Genomic DNA, 20,685 nt, shown 5'->3' with positions numbered 1-20,685 from the left:
CATGGCCCAACCGCAATCGGAGGGGCTGGATTTGAAGATACACCCGGCATCGCCTGGAGAGCGCTCGTGCGGCAATTGTACCCTGTGTTGCCGGCTGCCGGATATCGACGAACTGTCGAAGCCGGCAAACACGTGGTGTGTAAACTGCGTCGCCGGACATGGATGCGCGATCTACGACGACCGGCCGAAGCTTTGCCGGGATTTCCTTTGCCTCTGGATGACGGACGCCAGCCTTGGCCCTGAATGGGAGCCGTCAACGGCAAACATGATGGTGTATGGCCAAGGCCAGCAGACGACCATTCTCGTCGACCCCGCTCACCCCTCGGCATGGAAAGAGGAACCATATCAGGCGCAGCTCCGCCAATGGGCAATCGATGCCGAACAGCGCGGTGGCTACGTCATCGTCTTCGTCGGTGATGACGTTTTCAAGATCGACCCAACAAGATCCGCCACCGCGTCTTGATTGGGGTACGCGCCGACGTTTGACATCGGGCGCCGCGACAGCAATCAATACGCGAAAAGCGTTGGAGATCTGCACTGTGTGGGAACTGACCCAAAATCTGGCCGGCGTACTTCTGATTGCGCCTCGGCTGCTGGTTGCTGTCGTGCTCGGCTCGCTGGTCGGCATCGAGCGCCAATGGCGGCAACGGCATACGGGACTGACGACGCACGCGCTCGTCGCCCTGGGTGCAGCCATCTACACCTCGTTGCCTGCCCTGCTTCACGACATTCCTGACGTCAGAATGGGCGGACAGGTTGTCACCGGCATCGGCTTTCTCGGAGCCGGCCTGATCATGCGGGATGGCACCAACGTGCGCGGGCTGAGCACCGCCGCAACGGTCTGGGCGACCGGCGCCATCGGCGTGCTCGCCGGCTACGCCATGCTGCTTGAAGCGATCGAGGCGACGATCCTGATCATTGCGATCAACATCGGCCTCCCCCGTCTGGCCGTCTATATCAGCGCCCTGGCGCCCTCACATGAGGCGATCGAGCGCTTCTACGTCATCGAACTGAAATGCGCCGCCCATGACGAAGCCAAGGTACGCACGCAGCTTCTGCAGGCGCTGACCGCCAGCAAGCTTCGCCTTCATTCCATGGAAAGCCATGCGGTCGAGGATGCCAGCACCGCCGAGGTAAAAGCCGTGGTCTTCAGCGTGCGCGAAGAGGACAAGCTGATCGAGCAGGCGATCGGCCAGCTCAGCCTCGCGCCCCACGTCTTTTCCAGCAGTTGGACGTCCACCGGCCCGCCGGAATAATCGGTCAAGTGGCAGTGTTGCCCGACGCCATTGCCGCGGTCATGATGGCGGCGATTCCATATCGGATAATGCGGGTTGGTTGATGCGTATCTTTCTCGTTCGCCACGGCGAATCCCTCGGCAACCTCAACGAACAGGCGTACGGCCAATTCGGCGACCACAATGTTCCCTTGAGCCAATGGGGCCATCGTCAGGCGCTGGACGCCGGCCGTGCCATCGCCTCGCATCTGGCCGCAGCACGAGACATCGGCTCCGTGAGGTTGAGCATCTGGTATTCGCCCTTTCTGCGCACCCGACAAAGCAAGGACGCGCTTCTCAAAGCACTCCCGGCCGAATTCGTGGGCGATGTCAGGGAAGACTACCTGCTGCGGGAACAGGATTTCGGCCTGTTCACCGAAATCTATGACCATGCCGAGCAGAAACAGAAATTTCCCGATGAATTCGAGAAATGGGCAAGGCTGCGCAACAATAGCGGCAAATTCTACGCCCGACCGCCGGATGGCGAGAGCCGTGCCGATGTGGCGCAACGCGTTCGCCTGTTCCTGCAAACGCTCGCGCAGGACATCGATTTCGGCAACGACAACATCGTCATCGTCGGCCACGGCGTGACCAACAGGGCGTTCGAAATGAACTTCCTGCATCGATCCGTCGACTGGTTTGAACGCTCCGACAACCCGGCCAATGCCGACGTCACTCTCATCGAAGGCACGCGAACGGACGGCTTTACCTCAACACTTCTCCACCACGCCGCCGATCGCCAGCCGGAGCAGGAAGCCGAATTGCGGGACGCGTATGGGGCGGAGGTGATCTTGACCACCCCGCCTCGGCGCTGACGCGACCAACAAAAAAGGCCGGGAAACCTTCGCTCCCCGGCCCTCTCCTCCACAATCAACCGCCGATCAGACGTAACGGTTGACGATGTTTTCGAGCAGTTCCTGCTTGCCGGACTTCGGCTGCGGGTTGATGTCCTTTGCTTCGACCCACTCGGCGATCTGCTCGAGCGAGTATTCGCCGCGGGCGAGCTTCTGGCCTTCGGCCGAATCCCAGCCGGCGTAGCGGGCGTCGAGCGGGCCGGACAGAGCCTTGTCCTCGATCATGTTGGCGGCAGCCTTGAGACCGCGGGCGCAGGCATCCATGCCGCCGATATGGCCGATCAGCAGATCTTCCGCGTCGAGCGACTGGCGGCGCAGCTTGGCGTCGAAGTTGGTGCCACCGGTGGTGAAGCCGCCGCCCTGCAGAACCTGATAGTAGGCGAGTGCCATTTCAGGAACGTTGTTCGGGAACTGGTCGGTATCCCAGCCGGACTGGTAATCGTTGCGGTTCATGTCGATCGAGCCGAAAATGCCGAGCGCGTTGGCAAGTGCCAGTTCGTGCTCGAAGGAGTGGCCGGCGAGGATCGCATGGCCCTGCTCGATGTTGACCTTCACTTCGTTTTCGAGGCCGTGGTTCTTCAGGAAGCCGTAGACCGTCGCGACGTCATAGTCGTACTGGTGCTTGGTCGGCTCTTGCGGCTTCGGCTCGATCAGGATCGTGCCCTTGAAACCGATCTTGTGCTTGTACTCGACGACGAGGTTGAGGAAGCGGCCGAGATGGTCGAGTTCCTTCTTGAGGTCGGTGTTGAGCAGGGTTTCATAGCCTTCGCGGCCGCCCCAGAGAACGTAGTTGGCGCCGCCGAGCTTCATCGTGGCGTCCATGCAGGTCTTAACCGTCGCCGCGGAGTAAGCGAATACATCCGGATCCGGATTAGTGGCGGCACCCGACATGAAGCGGCGGTTCGAGAACAGGTTAGCCGTGCCCCAGAGCAGCTTGGTTCCGGTCGCGGCCTGCTTTTCAGCGAAGTAGTCGACGATCTCGTTCAGGTTCTTGGTGTTCTCGGCGAAGTTCTTGCCTTCCGGACGCACATCGGCGTCGTGGAAGCAGTAGAACGGTGCGTCGAGGATCTGGAAGAGTTCGAACGCGACGTCGGCCTTCAGCTTGGCAGCCTTCATCGAGTCTTCGAACCAGGGGCGCAGGAAGGTGCGTCCGCCGAAGGGGTCGCCCCCCTCCCAGGCAAACGTGTGCCAGTAGGCGACGGCAAAGCGCAGATGGTCTTCCAGGCGCTTGCCGAGAACGACTTCGTCCTTGTTGTAGTGGCGGAAGGCGAGCGGATTGGTGCTCTCAGGGCCCTCATACTTGATCTTCTGGATGTCGCCGAAGAATCCGGTGCTCATGTGTGTTTCCTCCTATGGAACGAATGCAACTGTCAAAGTTCCCCTATGCCTGCCGGCATCTCCCCCACAAGGGAGGAGAAGGCTGGTGGTCCGCCTCTCGTCTCGAAAGGTCGGCCCTGGGGCAAGAAGCCCCTCCCCCTTGTGGGGAGGGGTTGGGGAGGGGTCTTCCGACACCTCCCGGTATTTAAGTCTCAGTGCTGCAGCGATTTGATCGCCGGGTAGAGAGCGCGATAGCGCTTGTAGGCATCCTCGTAGGCGCCGGAGAGCGCCGCGACAGGTTCGATCGTGCCCGCCGTCTTCGGCGGCGTGCAGACGGCAACCGGATCAGCACCGGTGGCGGCGATCAGGCCGAGGCGCGCTGCGCCGAATGCCGCGCCGAAGTCGCCATCGGCGGGCAGGTCGACGGGAACACCCAGCGCCGTTGCGATCGAGGCCAGCCAGTAGCGCGAGCGCGAGCCGCCGCCGATCGCCGTGACGCGGGAAATATCCGTGCCCGCAGAGCGCAGCGCTTCGAGATTGTCGCGAATGGCGAAGGACACGCCTTCGAGAACCGCCTGGGTCAGCACCACACGGCTGCTCTCATGCTCGAGGCCGATGAACGCGCCGCGGATGACGGCATCGTTATGCGGCGTGCGCTCGCCGGAGAGATAAGGAAGGAAGGTGACGCCTGACGGAGCCTTCAGCGTTTCGCCGAGTTCAGTCGTCAGATCGGCAGCCGACTTTCCAGTCACGCTGGAATGCCAGTTCAGTGCGTCCGTAGCCGAGAGGATGACACCCATCTGATGCCAAGTGTTGGGCAGCGCGTGGCAAAAGGCGTGTACGGCGCTTTCCGGCTTCGGCAGATAGGCAGCATTGGCCGCAAAGAGAACGCCCGAGGTGCCGAGCGACACGAAGGCCGCGCCATCGCTGACTGTGCCCATGCCGCAAGCCGAAGCCGCGTTATCGCCGGCGCCACCGGCAACGACGACGCTTCCAGACATGCCCCAATGACCGGCCAGCTCGCCGCGCAGCTTGCCGCCCTGCTCCGTGCCTTCGATCAGGTGCGGCATCTGCTTTTCATCGAGACCGGTCGCAGCAAGCAGCTCCGAAGACCATTTGCGCTTGCCGGTATCGAGCCAGGAGGTGCCGGCGGAATCCGACATCTCCGAGATGTGCTCGCCAGTCAGCCAGAGGCGCAGGTAATCCTTCGGCAGCAGCACCTTGGCGACCCTGGCAAAGATCGCAGGCTCATGCTTGGCAACCCAGGCAAGCTTCGGTGCGGTGAAGCCGGGGAAAACGATGTTGCCGGTCAGCTTGCGGAAGCGCGGATCGGAATCCAGCGCAGCCGCTTCGACGTAGGAGCGCGTATCGTTCCAGAGAATGCAGGGGCGCAGCACCTTGTCGTCGGCATCGAGCAGCGTCGCGCCGTGCATCTGTCCGGAGAGACCGATGCCCTTCACGGCGGCGAGCTCCTTCGGGTGCTTTGCCTTCAGTCCGGCAACGGCTTCTTCCGTCGCGCGGATCCAGTGCGAGGGTTCCTGCTCCGACCAGCCGGAATGCGGGCGCGAGACGTCGAGCGAGCCATTGGCCGAGCCGATGATCTTCTGATCACCGTCGATCAGCATGGCTTTGACGCCGGAGGTTCCGAGATCGAGACCCAGATACATGTGTTTCTCCCTTTGCCGTTACGGCAGATTGTCTTTTAGGAATATGTCGAGACGGATGCGCTCCTGCGCCTCGATGACGGCAAGCCCGTCCGCCTTCGCCTTGAGGACGCGGATGGCGCTGCGCACCTCGTGGCCGGCATCCTGGTTCAGGATTGCGTCAATGGTTCCGTCGAGCAGCGCCGCGCGCGTATGTGTCGTCAGCTCGTGGGCGATGACCGTCAGCGACCGATCGACCGCCTTTTCCTTCAACGCCCGGATCAGACCGCGATTACCTGCACCGAGGCTGTAGACCCCGATGATACCGCTTTTCTTCGACAGCGCGTCCGCCACCAGCATATGCGCCATTTCGGGGTCGTCGCGGCCTTCGATGACAGGCAAAATGGAAAGCGATGGAAACTCCGCTGCCATGACCGCCGCAAAACCCTCGAGGCGCTCACGATGGTCGCGTACCAGCATCGAGCCCGCCAGCACCGCGATCTCGCCCGTGGCGCCACCGAGGAAGCGCCCGAGCAGCCGCGCAGCCGTGCGCCCGGCGGCAATATTGTCGACGCCGGCATAGTGGTGGCGCTGCGAACCGGTGAGATCGGAAACGAGCGTCACGACAGGAATGCCATCCTGCACCAGACGGTCGACGGCATCGCGCACCTCCGGCGCATCGGTCGCAACCAGCGCGATCCCCGAAGGCCGCTCCTCGCCAAGCTCATTGAGGATCTGCACCAGCGCGCCCGGATCGAACGCCGGCACTTCGATCGTTCTGATATTCGTTCGCTCCACCGACGAGCGCGCAACGGCCGCGCGCACCTCGTCGTTCAGCCCATGCATGAAGGAATTGTCGCTGGCCGGCAGGATGAAGACGAATGAGTACGTACGGCCCTTCGCGAGGTTGGCGGCAGCGACATCTCTGATGTAGCCGATCTCGCGGATCGCGTTCTCGACCTTCTCCCGCGTCACCTTGCGCACACCAGGACGCTGGTTCAGCACCCGGTCGACGGTCGCAAGGCTGACGCCCGCGGCAGCGGCAATATCGTGAACTGTGGGCCTCATCACTCCTCCTGACGAGACCTTTAGCTCCAAATTTGATGTACGTAAATCAAAATTTGCAAGTACGCCTTCTTATCGAAGGTCCGCCGGCAATTTTTCAATGAATGAAGCCCGATTTCCAGCTGAGCTGGAAGGCCAGAAACAACAACGCCGGCCTAGTGTCCCTGGCCGGCGTTGCGAAAATAACTATCGGATCGTCAGTGGCCTCCGCCACCCCCGCCGCCGCCCTGCGGCGCCGGCTTATCGATCAGCACGATGCCGACGATCATGGCGACAAAGAGCACGGTCAGCAGCATAAAGATGTCGGCGAACGACAGCACCATGGCCTGCTTCGTGACCATGCCGACCATCTGCTTGATCGCGACAGCCGCACCGTCCATGCCATAGGTATCAAACTTCGACGTCATATTCTTGATCTGGTCGGTGACGATCGGGTTGCCCCAATCGAGACCTTCCCGAATACGCTGGTAGTGCACGTCCTGACGGTTTGTCAGAAGCGTGTTGATGACCGCCAGACCCACCGCCCCGCCGAGGTTACGGGTAAGGTTGAACAGACCCGAGGCGCCGCGCATGCGCGAAGGCGGCATGGTTCCAAGCGCGATGTTGTTGATCGGCACCATGCACATCATCAGACCGAAGCCGCGCAGGATCTGCGGAATGAAGAGTTCGTAGAAATCCCAATCCGTCGTCACGCCGGTCATGATGTAAGTGCCTGCGGCGAAGCTCATGAAGCCGAACGCCATCATCAGCCGCAGGTCCATCTTCGCCGAAAGCTTGCCGGCGATCGGCGCGGTGAAGAACATCGCAAGACCGGACACGAACATCGTTTCCCCGATCATCAGCGAATCGTACCCCCGGATGCGACCGAGATAGAGTGGATAGATGTAGGTCAGGCCATACAGACCGATACCCATGACGAAGGAAAACAGCGAGCCGACGGCGAAGTTCCGGTTGCTGAATGCCCTGAGATCCACGACGGGGAAATCGACCTTGAACGCACGGTAGAAGAACACCACGCAGCCGATGGCCGAAGCCACGGCACCGATCGTGATGTTCTGGTCGTTAAACCAGTCGTTGGAATTGCCTTCTTCCAGCACGTACTCAAGCGCGCCGAGGAAAACGCCCATCGAGAGCAGACCCCACCAGTCGAACTTCTTGATCAGCGCAAATTCAGGCTTGTCGAAATCGATGAAATTCCAGGTCACGATCGTGACGATGATACCGGGGATGATGTTGACCAGGAACAGCCAATGCCAGGAGAAGGCATGGCTGAGATAGCCGCCGACCGTCGGGCCGATGGTTGGCGCCAGCGTCGCGATCAGGCCGATGATCGGCGAAACGATGCTGCGCTTGGACGGCGGGAAGATCGTGAAGGCTGCGGCAAACACCGAGGGGATCATACCGCCGCCGATGAAGCCCTGAATGGCACGATAGACGATCATCTGGTCGATGTTCGTCGCCGTCGCGCAAAGCGCGCTTGCCAGTGTGAAGCCGGCGGCTGAGGCAGCGAACAGATATCGCGTGGAAACGATGCGCGCCAGCGTGCCGGACAGCGGAATCATGATGACTTCCGCGATCAGGTAGGAGGTCTGCACCCAGCCGATTTCGTCCGTACCGGCGCTCAGACCAGCCTGGATTTCCGCCAGCGAAGCCGACACGATCTGAATGTCGAGGATCGACATGAACATCCCAAGCACCATCGCGAAGAATGCGATGAGCTTGCGTGGATCCATGTGGTCCGTTGCGGCCGGGGTGGCCGGAACGGTTCCAACTGTTGCGCTCGCGGCCATGGGCCTACCTCGTCAGACGATATTACTTGGCGGCTTCCGGTGCCGTGCGCGTGTCGACGTCGACGACGACGCTGAGACCGGCGCGCAGGCGGCCGCTGTCGAGCGCGTCCTGCGGAAGCGCAATGCGAACCGGAACGCGCTGGATGATCTTCGTGAAGTTGCCGGTCGCGTTTTCCGGCGGCAGCAGCGAGAAGACCGAGCCTGATGCCGGCGAAATCGATTCGACGGTACCGACGATCGGGTGATCGTCATAGGCGTCGACATGGACGTTCACCTTCGAACCAGGAACCAGATGCTGGATCTGCGTTTCCTTGAAGTTTGCGTCGATGTAGAGCTGGCGCACCGGAACGAGTGCCATCAGGCGCTGGCCGGGCGATACCAGATCGCCTTCCTGAACCGAGCGGTTACCGACGACACCATCATAAGGCGCCTTCAGAACGGTAAACGACAGGTCGCGGGCTGCCTTGTCACGGGCAAGCTCGAGCTGGCGGATCGTGCCTTCGGCTTCGCGGCGCTGCGCCTGCAGCAATGTGACGTTTGCCTCGGCCGACGCGATCGCCGCGTCACCACCGACGAGGTTGGCCTTCGCCTGGTCGAGCGCGATATTGGCGGTATCGAGAGAGGCCGTGGTACCGACAGACTTGGCCTGCAGGTCGCTGGCGCGCGTCTGGGTGATCTGGGCACCGCGAACGGTGGCTTCCAGGGCAACCTTCTGTGCCTTCGCCTGATCAAGGCTTGCCTCGCCGCCGGCGATCTGCGCGTCGATGCGCTGCAGCGACAGCTTTTCGGTATCAAGCGAGGCTTCCGCCTGATCGAGCGCAATCTTGTAGTCGCCATCGTCGAGCGTGGCGAGAACGTCGCCGGCCTTGACCTGCTGGTTGGCAACCGCGTTCACCTTGGCAACGTAACCGGTGACCTTGGGAGAGATCGTCGCGATATCGCCTTCGATATAGGCGTCGTCGGTCGAAACCATGAAGCGGCCGGTGGTCCACCAGTCGTAGCCATACCAGGCGGCGCCTGCCAGAAGGGCAAGACCCACGATCGGCAGGACAAGGCTGCGCTTTTTCTTCTTTTCACCGGGTGCTGCCTGCACGTCGGCAGGGGTCTGCGGCGTGCGCGGAGCCTCTGCTGTGGTGACTACTGCTTCCTCAGCCCGAGCCTCGCTATCAGCGGTTTCGCTAACGATGCGGGCGACATTGGCTTTTTGGCTGAACGACATGGGCGACTACCGGTAAATCGAGTGAAACTAATCGAACTGAACGGTTCGGTTCAGTTGACATAGAACCTTTTTACGTTCATATCAAGATGTATCGAACCACCGGGTTCGATTTTGTTAACGAAACATTCGCAATTGCGAACATGGTTAAGGAGCTATGACAGAGCTTTCCGACACGCACGTAGAAGAGTCTCCCTCGACCGGCGGCAGATGGGCCGCGGGTGAAGACCCTGCGAAGCGCAGGCAGATTCTCGACGGCGCTCGCCGCGTCTTCATGAAACTCGGCTTCGACGCCGCAAGCATGAACGATGTAACGCGCGAAGCCGGAGTGTCAAAGGGTACGCTCTACGTCTACTTCGCCAACAAGGAAGAACTCTTCACCGCAATGATGGAAACCGAACGCGCGGCCTTCGTCGCAAGCGTTCGCAACACATTGAAGGAAACGAGCGATCCTGCCACCGCGCTTCATAATTTCGGCATCACCTTCGTCGCGCACCTGACCGACGAAAAGGTCATAAACGCGATGCGCACCGTGATCGGCGTGCGCGACCGCATGCCACACCTCTGTCAACGCTTCTTCACCGGACCGGAGAACATTCGGACCGTGTTGAAGGATTTCCTGACATCGCAGGTTCAAGCCGGCCGGTTCGAAATCGACGATATCGATCTTGCCGCGCGCCAGTTCCTGGAGCTCTGCGGCGGCAGTTTCTTCAAGCTGCGCCTGTTCGGCGATATGGACGTGCCGCCCCCGCAGCATGAGATGGATCATGTCGTCACCGGCGCGATACGCGTCTTCACCGCCGCTTACGCTGTGAAACCGCAGGGCTGACCGCCCGTTGATATCTTCGCGGGTCTATTCGAAAATCCCGCAATAGCGATCAAACCCGGTTGGCGGCTATTCCTTATGAAGGAAGCCGCAACCAAGGGAATGACAATGAGCGCTATCGGCAGGGCAATCTGGTTTATCGAAAGCCACTTCGGCGACGATATCTCGCTGGAAGAGATATCCGACGTGGCCGGGCTTTCGCGCTACCACCTGTCGCGCGTTTTCGGCCTTGTGACCGGCCACTCGATCAGCGGCTATATTCGTGCCCGGCGCCTGAGCCTCGCAGCGCTTGCCCTGATCAAACATTCATCGAGCATCCTCGAGGTTGCCCTCGACGCGGGCTACGGCTCGCACGAGGCTTTCACCCGTGCCTTTCGTGACCAGTTCGGCATCACGCCCGATGCTGTGCGCAAGCAGGGGCACACACGCAACCTCATGTTACTGGAGCCGATCAGAATGGACCCCGCCCGCCTTACCGATCTCGAACCGCCCCGCTTCGAAACGCTGCCTTCGATGCTTTTCGCCGGCCTGCAGGAAATTTATCCCTATGGGGGCAACGCCGCGATCCCATCGCTTTGGCAGAAGTTCAACACCTATGAAGGCAGTATTTCCGGCCAGCGCGGCACCGCCGCCTACGGCATATGCACCCACATAGCTGGCGAAACCGAGAAGTTCCGTTACATGGCCGCCGTGGCCGTCGATGACGGCAGCGATCTGCCGGAGGGTTTTGCGACCCTGAAGATCCCGTCGCAGCGCTACGCGGTCTTCGCCCATCGCGGCCACGTTTCCGGTATTCCGGCAACGATGCACCAGATCTTCGGAACCTGGTTGCCCGTCTCCGGCATCGAATTCGCGGACATGCCCGATATGTTCGAACGCTACGACGAGCGCTTCGATCCCTATACCGGCATGGGCCTCACGGAAATCTGGATCCCTGTCAGGGAATAAAGACCGGCTTGCTTTCGTATATCCCCTTGCGCCCTTGCCAAGGCAGGCGGCGTCTTTACATTGCGAGCGTCCGTTCATGTGGCGCAGGGGGAAACATACGCCGATGCAAGACATCATGCTGCTCGTTCAGGACCCCGCCGCCTGGGTGGCGCTCATCACCCTGGTGGTGATGGAAGTGGTCCTCGGGATCGACAACCTCATCTTCATTTCCATTCTCACCAACAAGCTCCCGCCGGAGCACCGCGAAAAGGCCCGCCGGATCGGCATCGGCCTTGCGCTCATCATGCGCCTGGCGCTGCTCGGAACGGTTGCCTGGATCGTCAAGCTGACGACGCCGGTCTTCGAGCTCTTCGATCACGGCTTCTCGTGGAAGGACATCATCCTCATTGCCGGTGGTCTCTTCCTCCTGTGGAAGGCGACAAAGGAAATCCACCACAATGTCGACCCGGCCGATCACGATGAGGATTTCATTGCGACATCGGCGACGGCCGGCTTTACCGCCGCAATCGGCCAGATCCTCCTGCTCGACCTGGTTTTCTCGGTCGACAGCATCATCACCGCCGTCGGTATGACGCCGCATCTGCCGATCATGATCGTCGCCGTCATCGCGGCCGTCACCGTCATGCTGGTGGCAGCAACGCCGCTCGCCAACTTCATCGAAAGGAACCCTTCGATCGTCATGCTGGCTCTCGCCTTCTTGATGATGATCGGGACGACGCTGATCGCCGAAGGCATGGGCTTCCATGTACCGAAGGGCTACGTCTACGCCGCCATGGCCTTCTCGGCGCTCGTCGAGCTCCTCAACATGCTCGCGCGCAACGCGCGGAAACGAAAGAAGGCCGCCGCGAGCGGGCATTGATCCAACGACGCCCGGCATCGCCATGATGCCGGGCGACATGGCCCAATGGCTCAGAGGTCGAGCCGCATGCGCAGGCAGACCCCGGTCGGATCTTCTGCCGCCGCTCGCTGGCCGAAGTCCCGGAAGCCGGCTTGCTTATAGAGCCGGCGCGCTGCGGTGTTGGAACCATAGACCCAGAGCGACAGCCACGGCGCGCCCTGCGACCGCGCGAAATCCGCGATCTGCCTGATCAGCAGCTTCCCGGCACCCTGCCCTCTCAATCTCGGCGCCACGGCAAAGCGCCGGAGATGCAGGACGTTTTCGTCGAGCGTTTTCAGACTATAGATGGCGACGATATCGCCCGCATGATCGACGCCGACGAAATAGGAGCCATCCGCGATCTCGCTTTCGAGCCAATCCGCCGTGAGCGGGTTCGGAACCTCTGGACCGCCCCAGCGTGTCGCATCGTCGTGGTTGGCAAACCATCCAGCAACGATCGCGGCGTCGCTCCCCACGGCGCGACGATGGCCGATGTTCTCGATGCCGGATGCGGGCTGTCCCATTCCTCTTCGTCCATTTGGGAGGACAAGCCGTCAAAGCATGTCCCCGAGGCTCCAGTGATTGCCCCAGCGAGCGTCGATCTCGTCATCGACGTTCTGGTAGCGGATATCTGTCGATAGCCTGATTCGGTTGGCAGCGCTCTGGTTTGCCGTTGAGGCGTGGATCATGTATGGACTGTGCAGCATGACATCGCCCGCCTCATAGTCGGCAACGAGCCACCGCGTATCGAAGCGTTCCGCCATCTCGGGCAGGTCCTTGGATACCCAGCCGCCCGCCGTCATGTTCCGGTTGAACGCACTGATCCTTTCTTCCGGCGAAAGCCCCTTGCTCTTCTCCTGAAATTCGACCTCCATGCGCGTACCGATCGCATGCGACCCCTCGAGATAAACCAGTCCTCCCATCTCGACAGGCGTATCGCCAAGCGGGATCCACGCGGTGACGATCCGGCTGGTGCCGCCGCGCAGATAGACAAGATCGTAGTGCGCGGGCGTCACCACCGGCGTTCCCGGGCGGGTGAACCGCATGATCTTGCGCTTGTGCAGATAGGAGATCCCCGACAGGAACTGATCCATGAACTGGGCCAGGCGTGGCTGGGCACAAAAGCCTTCGAAAACGACCGAGCGCACCAGCGACATCAATATCCGATCGGCCAATTGCTTCTCCGGCTCCCCACTGGAGGCCAAGCCCAACACCGGGTCAGACCCGGCTTCGGTCAGACCGGATTTTTCCAGATGCGAGAACACCCAGCCGCGAAACGCCAGAACGTCATCCCGCTTCAGAAAACCTTTCAGCCACACATATCCGTGCTGATCGTAGCGCTCCCGGATTTCTTGCAGCCCGATCGCCGGATCCGTCGGCATCAGCCTGCCCATCCGGTTCGGTGCCGTCGACAGCCGCTTGCCCTCGGCAAACAGCTCAAGCGCAGGCTCGTTCGTGGATTGAAGCGCAAGACTTGACATTTCGATCGCCTCCCAAGCGAATGCAATATCGAATTCTCACTCGGAAACATGATAAAAGCCATGGACGGAAACACAAGCTGGACTTTTCGCTCATGAACGACGCAGCCATCGCGCTCTATCGCTCGCCGCCGGCCGGTGCAGCAAGCCTTGCCGTGACCGGCTTCGGACGCCAGCGCGTCGCGACCCGAATAGATAACCGCCGACTACCGACGCATGCCGTGGTGCTGGTGGAAAAGGGCGGCGGCACATTGCACACGGGCAAGACCGGCACGGTCGAGGTTACCGGCCCGGCGCTTTTCTGGCTTCCCGCCGGAACACTGCATGGCTATGGGCCCCATCCGGGCGAAACCTGGCAGGAGCGCTGGGCATTGTTCGCCGGCACCTTCGCCGACGAGTGGATCCGCCAGCGCCTGATCGAGGAGGCGGCGCCCTTGGTGCCGCTCGAAAACCTGCGCGAGATGCAACATCTCTTTGCTAGCCTTCATACCGAATTCGCCGAAGACAATCCGCTGGGTCTTGCCGCATCGTCGGCTACCTTGCACCGGATCGTCGTGGAAGCCGCCCGGCAGGCAGCCCGCGCGGCAGAGACCAGGAAGACAGACGCGGTCATCGAGGAGGTGATCGAGGCGCTGCAGTGGCGGTCGTTCCAGCCGGTCGACATGGCGGCGCTCGCCAGGGAATTCGGCCTGTCGCCGGCAACTTTGCGCCGCCGCTTCGCTGCGGCAACAGGTCTATCGCCCAAGGCCTTCCAGCTGCGCCTGCGCATCGACCACGCCAAGCAACTGCTGACGACATCGGACCTGACAATCGAGGCGATCTCGCTTGCCACCGGCATCGACGACGCCTTCTACTTTTCTCGGTTGTTCCTGGATAGAGAGCGGTGCTCGCCGAGCGAATTTCGCCGCCGGCACCGCCGCGGCTGATAGGATCAGCCGGCCGCCAGTTCCTTGTCGATCGCCTGCAGCAGCCGCTGGTCGTCGGCCGTAACATCGGGCGCGAAACGAGCGACGACCTTGCCGTCGCGGCCGACGAGGAACTTCTCGAAGTTCCACAGCACGCCCTTGTCGCTTTCGGTCGCGAGGCCGCGATCCACCAGCTTCTCGCGCATCGGCCCTTCGCCCGTGGTCGGGAGGCCCATTCCCGTCAACAGTTTGTAGAGCGGATGCTGGTCGTCACCCTTGACCGAGATCTTCGAGAAGATCGGGAATTTCACGTCGTAGGTCAGCGTGCAGAACTCGACGATCTCTGCGTCCGTGCCCGGCTCCTGGCCCTTGAAGTTGTTTGCCGGAAAAGCAGCGATTACGAAGCCGCGCTCGCGCTTGTCCTCGTACAGCTTCTCCAGCCCCTCGTACTGCACCGTGAGGCCGCACTTGGACGCGACATTGACGACAAGCACCACCTTGCCGCGATACTCGCTCAGCGTCGTTTCGCGGCCATCGGCAAGCGTCACGGGCACAGACAAAAGATCGGTCATTGAAATTCTCCAACATGAAATTGCGACGGGGAAGCTATACCCACTCATTCGTTTGTCCAGCGGATAGATGGACGCCTGCCCGCAAAAATTCGCGAACGAGCCGCGATCGGAACTTTGCCCGGGCCCCGGCATTGATAAGTGGTTCTTCCGGCACAGTTATCGGACGAACCTCGCCGCCAGCCCAGATCCTCGGAGCAGCATGACAACCCCGCAGATTCTCGCCTTCAGCGTCATTGGCCTCATGATGATGGTCTTCATATGGGACCGATTTCGCTACGATCTGGTGGCCTGTTGTGCACTGGTACTGGCGGTTTGCGTCGGCATTGTACCCTTCGACAAGGCATTCTCCGGTTTCAGCGACGATATCGTCATCATCGTCGGCAGTGCGCTCGTGGTCAGCGCCGGCGTTGCCCGTTCAGGCATTGTCGACATTATGATCAAGCGCTTCTTTCCGAACCTCAACACACCGCACACGCAGCTTGCGCTTCTGCTCGTGGTGGTCGCGGTGCTCTCGGCCTTCATCAAGAACATCGGCGCGCTGGCGATCATGATCCCGGTCGCCTTCCAGTTTTCGCGCAAAAGCGGCAAGCCGCCATCGCTCTACCTGATGCCGATGAGCTTTGCCGCGCTGTTGGGTGGCCTCATGACGCAGATCGGCACATCGCCCAACATCGTGGTTTCGCGTTTGCGCGCCGAGATCACCGGCCAGCCGTTCACGATGTTCGACTTCACCCCTGTCGGCGCCACGCTGGCGCTGGTCGGCGTGGTCTTCCTGATCTTCTTTCATTGGCTCGTGCCCGAGCGCCGCAACGAAAATCCTTCGCTGGAAGAGGCGCTGGATACCAAGGCGTACTTTTCCGAGGCCACGATCGGCGAAGCATCGCCAGCCGAGGGCAAGCCGCTCAACGACCTCCTGAAGCTTGCCGATGGCGATGCGGTGGCCACCGCCATCCTGCGCGGCCATACCCGGATGTCGCCGTTTCCCGACGTCGTGCTGAAAAGCGGCGACACGGTGCTCCTCGAGGGCAGCCCGGATGCACTCGACCGCATGGTCTCGAACGCTAAGCTCAAACTATCCGGCAAGCCGATCGTCGAACCGACCGAACGCAGCAACCTCATCTCCATCGAGGCGGTCATAACATCGGAATCGCAACTGGTCGGCTGGTCGGCACGGCAGCTGTCGCTGTCCAACCGCCGTAACGTCAATCTCCTCGCCGTCTCCCGGAAGGGGCACCGGCTGAACGAACGCTTGAGCGAAGTGCGGCTGCGCGCCGGCGACGTGCTGGTATTGCAGGGCAGCCGCCGCACGCTGCCGGCTTTCCTGCAGGAATTTGCCTGCCTTCCGCTGGCCCAGCGAGAAATCATGCTCGGCACGTCGCGCCGTGCCTACCTGCCGCTGCTCATCCTGCTTGCGGCAATGGGCGCAACGGCAACCGGCTTCGTGCCGGTCGCTGTCTCCTTCTTCTGCGCGGCCCTCGCAATGGTCGTCTTCCGGGTGATCCCGCTGGTCGATGTGTACAAGGCGCTTGATGCGCCGATCCTGATCATGCTCGCCGCCCTGATCCCGGTATCCGACACCTTGAGAACAACAGGCGGCAGCGAGCTGATCGCCGGTTGGCTTGGCCATCTCGCCGCCCAGATGCCGCACTACGGCGCGCTGGCACTGATCCTGATAACGGCAATGGCGGTAACGCCCTTCCTCAACAACGCCGCTACCGTGCTGGTCATGGCGCCGATCGCGGCGAGCTTTGCCCAGACGCTCGGCTACAAGCCCGACGCGTTCCTGATGGCGGTCGCCATCGGCGCCGGCTGCGATTTCCTCACCCCGATCGGCCACCAGTGCAACACGCTGGTCTTCGGCCCCGGCGGCTACCGCTTCAGCGATTATCCGCGTCTCGGATTGCCGCTGTCCTTCATCATCATTTTCGTCAGCGTGCCGCTACTGCTCTTTGTCTGGCCCGTCACCTGAGCTGACTGGGCGGCATTTTCCTTGACGTGTGCAACCGAATATGGCCTTAAAGCCAGCCAAACGGACAATTGGCGGAAGAAGCACCCAAAATGCCCTTTTCCGGCCGGTTTCCTGATCCAGTTATCTGCATTCTTTCCGGCCGAGCGTCGCTTTCTCTCAGAAAGCCGTCCGGCATCTATTTGACGGGCACATAAAATGACAGCTTCCGGCGTCCGCGTCCGCATTGCTCCCTCGCCGACCGGCGAGCCGCATGTCGGCACCGCATATATCGCACTCTTCAATTATCTTTTCGCCAAGAAGCACGGCGGCGAGTTTATCCTGCGTATCGAAGACACCGATGCCACGCGCTCGACACCAGAGTTCGAGACCAAGGTGCTCGACGCTCTGAAGTGGTGCGGCCTGAAGTGGTCGGAAGGTCCGGATATTGGTGGTCCCTATGGCCCTTACCGCCAGAGCGACCGCAAGGATATGTATCAGCCCTACGCCCAGCAGCTGCTGGACAAGGGCCATGCCTTCCGCTGTTTCTGCACGCCTGAGCGTCTGACCGAAATGCGCGAAGCCCAACGCGCCGCTGGCAAGCCGCCGAAGTATGACGGGCTATGCCTCAAATACTCTGCCGAGGAAGTCTCTTCCAAGCTCGCATCGGGCGAAAGCTCCGTCATCCGCATGAAGATCCCGACCGAGGGCTCCTGCGACTTCACCGACGGCGTTTACGGCGACGTCTCGATCCCGTGGGATTCAGTTGATATGCAGGTCCTCATCAAGGGCGACGGCATGCCGACCTATCACATGGCCAACGTCATCGACGACCATCTGATGAAGATCACCCACGTCGCTCGCGGCGAGGAGTGGCTGGCTTCCGTGCCGAAGCACATCCTGCTTTATCGCTACTTCGAATGGGACCAGCCGGTGTTCATGCACCTGTCGCTGATGCGCAATGCTGACAAGTCGAAGCTGTCGAAGCGCAAGAACCCGACTTCGATTTCCTATTACACGGCGCTCGGCTACATCCCCGAAGCGTTGATGAACTTCCTTGGCCTGTTCTTCGTGCAGATCGCCGAAGGCGAAGAGCTGCTCGATATCGATGAACTCGCGGGCAAGTTCGACCCTGAAAACCTCTCGAAGGCCGGCGCCATCTTCGACATCCAGAAGCTCGACTGGCTGAACGGCCGCTGGATCCGCGAGAAGATGTCGGAAGAAGAGTTCCAGAGCCGCGTACTGACCTGGGCGATGGAAAACGATCGCCTGAAGGCCGGCCTGGCGCTGTCGCAGTCGCGCATCTCGAAGCTCGGCGAGCTTCCCGATCTGATGGGCTTCCTTCTGAAGTCGGACCTCAACCTCGATCCGTCCGCCTTCGCCAAGATCAAGTCGCCGCCCGAAGAGATCCTTGAGATCCTGAATACCGTGCAGCCGGATCTGGAAAAAATCCTCGAGTGGAACGTCGAATCCATCGAAGCCGAACTGCGCGCCATCGGCGACCGCATGGGCAAGAAGCTCAAGGTCATCGTGGCCCCGCTCTTCGTTGCCGTATCAGGCTCGTCCCGCTCGCTGCCGCTGTTCGACTCGATGGCAATCCTCGGCCGTTCGGTCGTGCGCCAGCGCCTGAAGCTTGCCGCCCAGGCCGTTGCCTCCCTCGTCGGCCCGAAGAACTGAACCGGACGTTTGCATCATGACTGATAAGACCGAAACAGCGACCCTTTCCTCCGACGCAACCGAAGTCCGCGCCCAGAAGCTGAAGCTGCTGCGCGAACAGATCGGAGACGTCTATCCGGCGCATTTCCACCGGACGATGACGAACGCCGAGCTGGCGGAGAAGTACAAGGACCTCGAGGCAGACGTCGAGACGCAGGATGTCGTGACCGTCGCCGGCCGCGTCTATTCCTCGCGCAACTCCGGCATGTTCATGGATATCCATGACGCCGGCGGCAAGATCCAGATCTTCAGCCACAAGGATGTGACGCCGGAAGAAGCCCGCAACATGCTGGGTATGATCGACATCGGCGACATCATCGGCGTAACCGGCACGGTGCGTCGCACCAAGCGCGGCGAGCTGTCGATCAACGCCCGCGAAATCACCATGCTGACGAAGTCGCTGCTCCCCATGCCGGAGAAGTGGCACGGCGTTTCCGATATCGAGATCCGCTATCGCAAGCGCCACCTCGACATCATGACCAACGAGGAATCGAAGCTCCGCTTCCAGCAGCGTTCGAAGATCGTCTCCGGCATCCGCCGCTTCATGGAAAACGACGGTTTCATGGAAGTCGAAACGCCAATGCTGCATTCGGTATACGGCGGCGCCACGGCAGACCCATTCAAGACGCACCACAACACGCTGAAGCAGGATATGTATCTGCGCATCGCGCCGGAATTGTTCCTGAAGCGCACGCTGGTTTCCGGCCTCACCGACAAGGTGTTCGAGATCAACCGCAACTTCCGCAACGAAGGCGTCTCGACCCGGCACAATCCTGAATTCACGATGATGGAGTGCTACTGGGCCTACGCCGACTACGAGGACATCATGGACCTAGTGGAGCGGCTGTTCGAAGGCCTGGCGCTGTCGATCCACGGCACGACGGACTTCCCCTTCGGCGACAAGACGATCTCATTCAAGGGTCCGTTCAAGCGTGTTCCGATGCCTGACGCCGTCAAGGAAGTGACCGGCCTCGACTTCCTGGCCATGAAGACGGACGAGGAAGCCCGCGCTGCTGCCAAGGCTGCCGGCTTTGAAGTCGAGAAGGATTGGACCTGGGGTGAATGCCTTGCCTTCATCTTCGAGGAGAAGGTCGAGGGCACGCTGATCCAGCCGAGCCACGTCACCCACTTCCCGAAGGACATTTCGCCCTTCGCCAAGGAAGTACCGGGCGAGCCGCGCCTCGTCGAGCGCTTCGAGACCTATTGCAACGCATGGGAACTCGGCAACGCGTTTTCGGAACTCAACGATCCGGAAGAACAGCGCCGCCGTATGGTCGAGCAGCTGGAGCAGGCGCATGCCCGCGGCGAAAAGGAAAAGCAGCTGGACGACGAGTTCCTGGATGCGATCGATCAGGGCATGCCGCCGGCAGGTGGCCTCGGTATCGGCGTTGACCGCCTGATCATGCTTTTGACCAACGCGCCGTCGATCCGCGACGTCATCCTCTTCCCGGCTCGACGCAGCAAGACGGACTGAGCAGACCCAGGGATACCAAAAGGCGGCGGGACCCATCGATTCCGCCGCCTTTTTCTATGGCATGAAATCAGTGGCCGGCGGCCGGTGCGGCCTCGGCTGTGGGCGCTTCGGCGGGGGCGGCACCATGCCCGCCACCTTCTGCCGGCTTCTCTTCCTTGGCTTTGCCCTTGGCAGCCTTACCTTCGCCCTCACCGCCTTCAGTCGCGGCGACGGCAATCGGATCGATACAGTCCGAATAGTCCTTGAACGACGCGTTCAACGCCGTGATCTCGTCTTCCGGCAGGTCGACCCGCTCGCCGAAGAAGAGGCCGTTCGAAGCGGCAGCCCCATCGTAATAGCGCGCGGTGTAGGTCTTGCCGTCCAGGCTTTCGACGATCGGATCCGGGTGCGGGATATAGACCACGTCGGCGCCGATAGCCCGGCCGCGAATATCGGAGCGCAGTGTCGGGCCATTCGTATCGAGAACGACGACCTGCACCAGATCCGGCTTCTCTGCCTCGTAGACCGCCTTGGCCACACGCAGGGCCGTCTTGACCCGAGTCATTCCGTCCGTCGGCTCCGTCTTGATGTACTTACGGATCCAGACACGGTCCTGCTTCTTGATGGTGACGAGGTTGACGTCAGTGCATGCGACTCCGTTCACGGTCTCCGCTGCGGGACCGAGTAAATTGTCCTTACCGATATACAGTGCTGCACCGCCGGAAACGCCCGCGAGAAGGGCAATTCCGCCGATGATCAACACCAATTTCCGGGAAGGCCGGAAGATGCGCAGTAAGGCCTTCACGC

The 20,685-nt window shown here is 61.2% G+C and carries 19 protein-coding genes; 10 read left to right on the top strand and 9 right to left on the bottom strand.

Annotated features, from left to right (window positions below; translation table 11 throughout):
- Position 1 precedes the first annotated feature (1 nt).
- The 3 genes from A6U87_RS28560 (at position 2) to A6U87_RS28550 (ending at position 2,088) form a co-directional block, all read left to right on the top strand.
- The gene (locus A6U87_RS28560) at positions 2-463 is read left to right on the top strand and encodes a YkgJ family cysteine cluster protein (RefSeq protein ID WP_065694700.1); all 462 of its coding nucleotides are present in this window, start codon (positions 2-4) and stop codon (positions 461-463) included.
- A gap of 76 nt (positions 464-539) precedes the next feature.
- Positions 540-1,256, top strand: coding sequence for an MgtC/SapB family protein (locus tag A6U87_RS28555; RefSeq protein WP_244499587.1), 717 nt, complete (start codon positions 540-542; stop codon positions 1,254-1,256).
- An 82-nt stretch (positions 1,257-1,338) separates the two neighbouring features.
- Positions 1,339-2,088: a histidine phosphatase family protein gene (locus A6U87_RS28550; protein ID WP_065694699.1), complete on the top strand. Its 750-nt coding sequence runs from the start codon at positions 1,339-1,341 to the stop codon at positions 2,086-2,088.
- Between the two features lie 66 nt (positions 2,089-2,154).
- Here A6U87_RS28550 and xylA read toward each other — a convergent pair whose 3' ends face one another.
- From xylA to A6U87_RS28525, 5 genes are all read right to left on the bottom strand, one after another.
- On the bottom strand, positions 2,155-3,465 hold the full coding sequence (gene xylA / locus A6U87_RS28545) for a xylose isomerase (protein ID WP_065694698.1): 1,311 nt from the start codon (positions 3,463-3,465) through the stop codon (positions 2,155-2,157).
- Between the two features lie 191 nt (positions 3,466-3,656).
- Positions 3,657-5,111, bottom strand: a complete 1,455-nt coding sequence (gene xylB, locus A6U87_RS28540) for a xylulokinase (protein WP_065694697.1) — start codon at positions 5,109-5,111, stop codon at positions 3,657-3,659.
- Positions 5,112-5,129: 18 nt separating this feature from the next.
- The gene (locus tag A6U87_RS28535; protein WP_065694696.1) at positions 5,130-6,155 is read right to left on the bottom strand and encodes a LacI family DNA-binding transcriptional regulator; all 1,026 of its coding nucleotides are present in this window, start codon (positions 6,153-6,155) and stop codon (positions 5,130-5,132) included.
- 194 nt (positions 6,156-6,349) lie between these two features.
- A complete protein-coding gene (locus tag A6U87_RS28530; protein WP_065694695.1) occupies positions 6,350-7,942 on the bottom strand; it encodes a DHA2 family efflux MFS transporter permease subunit in 1,593 nt (530 codons plus the stop codon).
- 22 nt (positions 7,943-7,964) lie between these two features.
- Positions 7,965-9,161 (bottom strand): HlyD family secretion protein, encoded by a 1,197-nt coding sequence (locus A6U87_RS28525; protein WP_065694694.1) that lies wholly within the window; start codon positions 9,159-9,161, stop codon positions 7,965-7,967.
- A gap of 154 nt (positions 9,162-9,315) precedes the next feature.
- Here A6U87_RS28525 and A6U87_RS28520 point away from each other — a divergent pair, with 154 nt between their 5' ends.
- From A6U87_RS28520 to A6U87_RS28510, 3 genes are all read left to right on the top strand, one after another.
- The gene (locus tag A6U87_RS28520; RefSeq protein ID WP_065694693.1) at positions 9,316-9,987 is read left to right on the top strand and encodes a TetR/AcrR family transcriptional regulator; all 672 of its coding nucleotides are present in this window, start codon (positions 9,316-9,318) and stop codon (positions 9,985-9,987) included.
- Positions 9,988-10,092: 105 nt separating this feature from the next.
- Positions 10,093-10,932 (top strand): AraC family transcriptional regulator, encoded by an 840-nt coding sequence (locus A6U87_RS28515; protein WP_065694801.1) that lies wholly within the window; start codon positions 10,093-10,095, stop codon positions 10,930-10,932.
- Between the two features lie 103 nt (positions 10,933-11,035).
- A complete protein-coding gene (locus tag A6U87_RS28510) occupies positions 11,036-11,791 on the top strand; it encodes a TerC family protein (protein ID WP_065694692.1) in 756 nt (251 codons plus the stop codon).
- A 50-nt stretch (positions 11,792-11,841) separates the two neighbouring features.
- Here the strand turns inward: A6U87_RS28510 and A6U87_RS28505 are convergent, their stop codons facing one another.
- Both A6U87_RS28505 and A6U87_RS28500 read right to left on the bottom strand, forming a co-directional pair.
- The gene (locus A6U87_RS28505; RefSeq protein WP_065694691.1) at positions 11,842-12,333 is read right to left on the bottom strand and encodes a GNAT family N-acetyltransferase; all 492 of its coding nucleotides are present in this window, start codon (positions 12,331-12,333) and stop codon (positions 11,842-11,844) included.
- Positions 12,334-12,363: 30 nt separating this feature from the next.
- Positions 12,364-13,290 (bottom strand): phytanoyl-CoA dioxygenase family protein, encoded by a 927-nt coding sequence (locus A6U87_RS28500; protein WP_065694690.1) that lies wholly within the window; start codon positions 13,288-13,290, stop codon positions 12,364-12,366.
- A 92-nt stretch (positions 13,291-13,382) separates the two neighbouring features.
- Here A6U87_RS28500 and A6U87_RS28495 point away from each other — a divergent pair, with 92 nt between their 5' ends.
- The gene (locus A6U87_RS28495) at positions 13,383-14,213 is read left to right on the top strand and encodes an AraC family transcriptional regulator (RefSeq protein WP_065694689.1); all 831 of its coding nucleotides are present in this window, start codon (positions 13,383-13,385) and stop codon (positions 14,211-14,213) included.
- Positions 14,214-14,218: 5 nt separating this feature from the next.
- Here the strand turns inward: A6U87_RS28495 and A6U87_RS28490 are convergent, their stop codons facing one another.
- Positions 14,219-14,764: a glutathione peroxidase gene (locus A6U87_RS28490; protein WP_065694688.1), complete on the bottom strand. Its 546-nt coding sequence runs from the start codon at positions 14,762-14,764 to the stop codon at positions 14,219-14,221.
- 199 nt (positions 14,765-14,963) lie between these two features.
- Between A6U87_RS28490 and A6U87_RS28485 the strand changes: the two genes are divergently transcribed.
- From A6U87_RS28485 to lysS, 3 genes are all read left to right on the top strand, one after another.
- Positions 14,964-16,733, top strand: a complete 1,770-nt coding sequence (locus tag A6U87_RS28485) for an SLC13 family permease (protein WP_065694687.1) — start codon at positions 14,964-14,966, stop codon at positions 16,731-16,733.
- Between the two features lie 195 nt (positions 16,734-16,928).
- Entirely contained in the window at positions 16,929-18,386 is a 1,458-nt protein-coding gene (gene gltX, locus A6U87_RS28480; protein ID WP_065694686.1) for a glutamate--tRNA ligase, read from the top strand.
- A gap of 16 nt (positions 18,387-18,402) precedes the next feature.
- Positions 18,403-19,899, top strand: coding sequence for a lysine--tRNA ligase (lysS, locus tag A6U87_RS28475; protein ID WP_065694685.1), 1,497 nt, complete (start codon positions 18,403-18,405; stop codon positions 19,897-19,899).
- Between the two features lie 67 nt (positions 19,900-19,966).
- Here the strand turns inward: lysS and A6U87_RS28470 are convergent, their stop codons facing one another.
- Positions 19,967-20,683, bottom strand: coding sequence for a hypothetical protein (locus A6U87_RS28470; protein WP_065694684.1), 717 nt, complete (start codon positions 20,681-20,683; stop codon positions 19,967-19,969).
- Between the last annotated feature and the right edge of the window lie 2 nt (positions 20,684-20,685).

Origin of the sequence: Rhizobium sp. AC44/96, from assembly GCF_001692185.1 — a bacterium.
Lineage (GTDB): Bacteria > Pseudomonadota > Alphaproteobacteria > Rhizobiales > Rhizobiaceae > Rhizobium.
The sequence above is the reverse complement of the archived record's forward strand: the minus strand, read 5'-3'. Positions and strand labels throughout refer to the sequence as shown.

Bases quoted from the DNA above. Each gene is read 5' to 3' on its own strand.
- A6U87_RS28560 (WP_065694700.1), top strand. From the start codon at position 2: ATGGCCCAACCGCAATCGGAGGGGCTGGATTTGAAGATACACCCGGCA.
- A6U87_RS28550 (WP_065694699.1), top strand. From the start codon at position 1,339: ATGCGTATCTTTCTCGTTCGCCACGGCGAATCCCTCGGCAACCTCAAC.
- xylA (WP_065694698.1), bottom strand. From the start codon at position 3,465: ATGAGCACCGGATTCTTCGGCGACATCCAGAAGATCAAGTATGAGGGC.
- xylB (WP_065694697.1), bottom strand. From the start codon at position 5,111: ATGTATCTGGGTCTCGATCTCGGAACCTCCGGCGTCAAAGCCATGCTG.
- A6U87_RS28535 (WP_065694696.1), bottom strand. From the start codon at position 6,155: ATGAGGCCCACAGTTCACGATATTGCCGCTGCCGCGGGCGTCAGCCTT.
- A6U87_RS28530 (WP_065694695.1), bottom strand. From the start codon at position 7,942: ATGGCCGCGAGCGCAACAGTTGGAACCGTTCCGGCCACCCCGGCCGCA.
- A6U87_RS28525 (WP_065694694.1), bottom strand. From the start codon at position 9,161: ATGTCGTTCAGCCAAAAAGCCAATGTCGCCCGCATCGTTAGCGAAACC.
- A6U87_RS28520 (WP_065694693.1), top strand. From the start codon at position 9,316: ATGACAGAGCTTTCCGACACGCACGTAGAAGAGTCTCCCTCGACCGGC.
- A6U87_RS28515 (WP_065694801.1), top strand. From the start codon at position 10,093: ATGAGCGCTATCGGCAGGGCAATCTGGTTTATCGAAAGCCACTTCGGC.
- A6U87_RS28510 (WP_065694692.1), top strand. From the start codon at position 11,036: ATGCAAGACATCATGCTGCTCGTTCAGGACCCCGCCGCCTGGGTGGCG.
- A6U87_RS28505 (WP_065694691.1), bottom strand. From the start codon at position 12,333: ATGGGACAGCCCGCATCCGGCATCGAGAACATCGGCCATCGTCGCGCC.
- A6U87_RS28500 (WP_065694690.1), bottom strand. From the start codon at position 13,290: ATGTCAAGTCTTGCGCTTCAATCCACGAACGAGCCTGCGCTTGAGCTG.
- A6U87_RS28495 (WP_065694689.1), top strand. From the start codon at position 13,383: ATGAACGACGCAGCCATCGCGCTCTATCGCTCGCCGCCGGCCGGTGCA.
- A6U87_RS28490 (WP_065694688.1), bottom strand. From the start codon at position 14,764: ATGACCGATCTTTTGTCTGTGCCCGTGACGCTTGCCGATGGCCGCGAA.
- A6U87_RS28485 (WP_065694687.1), top strand. From the start codon at position 14,964: ATGACAACCCCGCAGATTCTCGCCTTCAGCGTCATTGGCCTCATGATG.
- gltX (WP_065694686.1), top strand. From the start codon at position 16,929: ATGACAGCTTCCGGCGTCCGCGTCCGCATTGCTCCCTCGCCGACCGGC.
- lysS (WP_065694685.1), top strand. From the start codon at position 18,403: ATGACTGATAAGACCGAAACAGCGACCCTTTCCTCCGACGCAACCGAA.